Origin of the sequence: Spirillospora sp. NPDC048824 (assembly GCF_043198455.1) — a bacterium.
Taxonomy (GTDB): Bacteria; Actinomycetota; Actinomycetes; order Streptosporangiales; family Streptosporangiaceae; genus Spirillospora.
This window is the reverse complement of record NZ_JBICUS010000052.1, coordinates 1-2666: the sequence shown is the minus strand read 5'-3', so window position 1 is coordinate 2666 and position 2666 is coordinate 1. Positions and strand designations below refer to the sequence as shown.

The 2666-nt window shown below is 66.1% G+C and carries 1 protein-coding gene; it reads left to right on the top strand.

Annotated features, from left to right (window positions below):
- The first annotated feature begins 666 nt into the window (after positions 1-666).
- Complete coding sequence (locus ACGFIS_RS37415) at positions 667-2001, top strand: DUF222 domain-containing protein (RefSeq protein WP_392974008.1); 1335 nt, start codon at positions 667-669, stop codon at positions 1999-2001.
- Positions 2002-2666 lie beyond the last annotated feature (665 nt).

Below are 2666 nucleotides of genomic sequence, written 5' to 3'. Positions count from 1 at the left end.
TACGCCGGGTACGGCGTGTTCGTTTATCCAGGCCACACAGCCACAGCAGCCACCTCGCCGCCGGTCAACGACCCACGGGAACAGCAGAAGAGCCGGCATCGGGCTGAAGCGGGCGGCGCGGGGCGATTGCAAGAATCTCTGCGAGGCTCTGCGCACCTATCTCACCGAGCAGTAGGCCGGTGACGTCCGCAACCAATTTCCCCTGCTGGTCGACGCCTACCCCGATTATGAGCACAGATTTCGTCCCAACTCGGACGCCCCGGACGGATACGCCTCCTGCGAGCCTGCGAGCCCGCGAGCCGGCAACTACGCGGGTTGAGCCTTATCGCGTCCCTTGCGGTGGTCTTTTGTCGGATTTGTTTGGCTGATGCAGGTGCCTGGTTGCGGTGGCCCCTGACCGTTCAGCGGATCCGTCCAGGTCGGCGCCAATTGCTGTCACTTCGGCTGAGGTCGGCGGTTGGGTTAGGTATTCATCGCTCGGGTCGGCGTCGGCTGAGCTCAGAGAATAAACCGGACAAAAGCATTATCGGCGACACCCCGCTTCTCTCATCCTTCCATCCTTCCATCTGCGCTTCGCATACAACTCATCGGCAATATAGCTGGAGAGCTCTAATATTCTAACCTAATATCGACTTATCGATCTTGGATGTTCGATAATATTGGTTCATGGGTTCGAGTCTTTCGATCGACGTCGGGGCGGCGTCCACCGGTGAGCTGGTGGACGCGGCCGCCTCGATCGCGGCCGAACTCGCCCGCCGTCCCATGGTGGACAGTCCGGCCGTCTGCATGGAGCAGGCGGAGACGCTGGCCCGCACCATCGACCTACACGAAGGCACCCTTGCCGGATTGATCGGCCAAGTCGATCGCGCTGGGGAGATGCGCCGGTGGGGCCTGCCGTCCGCGCTGGCGTGGCTACGAACACATATGGGCATGCGGGAGGCCCGCGCCAAGGAGCGACTGGCCCTCTCCCGCCAGCGAGATCGTCTTCCGCGAGTGGCCGACCGACTGGCCAGCGGTGAGCTGTCCTACGGATACGCCGCCACGATCGCCGGTGCCGTCGCCCGCCTGAACGACGAAGACTGTGCAGCCGCCGAAGAGATCCTGCTCGACCTGACCGGCCAGGGGTTCTCGGCGGGCAAGGTCGCCGCGTTCGGCAACAAGATCACCGACCTGATCGCCGAACGCGACGGCACCGAACAGGCACCCGACGACGACACCCGGCGCGGCTACGAACGCTCCTGGATCGACTCCACCCGCTCCCTGGACGGCGGCCGCTACATCAAAGGCTGGCTCAACGCCGAAGACGCCGCCATCTGGGACGGCACCCTGGCCCCCCTCGCCAAACCCGCCGGGACCGACGACCGCCGCGACCTGTCAGAACGCACCGCCGCCGCGCTCATCAGCGTCCTGTCCGGCGGGCACAAGGGCACCAAGGTCACCGTCATCTGCGACCTGGACACCCTCACAGGCGGTGGCGCCCCCGCCCGCCTCACCGACGGCACCCCCATCCCCGCCGAACAGGCCCGCCGCATCGCCCTGGCAGCCGGAGTCTCCCCACTCATCCTGGGACGCGGCAACACACCGCTCTACCTAGGACACAGGGAACGGTTCGCCTCCCCCGGCCAACGGCGCGTCCTGGAAACCCTCTACCCCACCTGCGCGGTCCACGGCTGCGAAGTCCCCGGAACACTGTGCGAGGTCGACCACGTCAACGGCTGGGCCCTCGGACACAGCCCCACCGACATCGACAAACTCGCCTTGGCCTGCGGCTGGCACAACCGCTGGAAAGCGTCCAACCCCGCCCTCATCCACATCACCAAAGGTCAGGACGGACGATACGCATACCGCGTCCGGCCACCGGATGATCCATCTCCCACACCACCGACACCCCCCCCCGCCACGGACCTGTGGAATCCGACCGCAAGCCACAGGGTTCAGCCCCGGCCCCGCCGACACCGGCCCAACCCGACCCGGGGCCGACGCCAGGCAGCAGGCCCCTGACCATCGCGGGAATCAACCGTGCCAATCGCTTCCACCAGCAGCCCGGCAGCCGCTGCCCCACCCCGGCCTGGCGATGTTCGGCTGGCCGAATGCGAAACACGAGCAATGGCGGTGACTGCCACCGCACAGCCACCGGTGCCCACAATCAGCGTGGAATTGCCTACCCGTCCTCCGGCCAACCGCGTGTCCCAACCAACCGCCTGTCCAAGCCACTCGCGTCCTGCACCCGGCCGCGTCCTCTATCAACCCGCCTTCGCCGCCCAACCGCCATCTCCGCTCATCGCCGACGCCCACCGGCGCAGCATCAACCGCACCCCGCAACCAGCCGCACCAGTACACCCACCTGACGACACAACCCCAGCCGAAGTGACTCCAGCCCTCAACCAAGCCGCACCCGAGCACCCACCCGCAGAGGCCACCTCAGCCGTCCACCCACCCCAGCCACATAGTCGCGATAAAGGCCACCGCAACAAGCACAACAAACATCAGCCCCCCGCGAATGCTCAGCCACGCAATAGCGCCACGTCACCTTCACTGCGTCACCACCCACATTGCGTCACCACACTCACACGTAAGCATTCAGCTCGGGTGCTTTGAGGCATGGCGAATTAGCGTTGCGTGACCGCAACGCTGGATGGGGCGTGCTCAGGCCGGGGCCGGGTCGG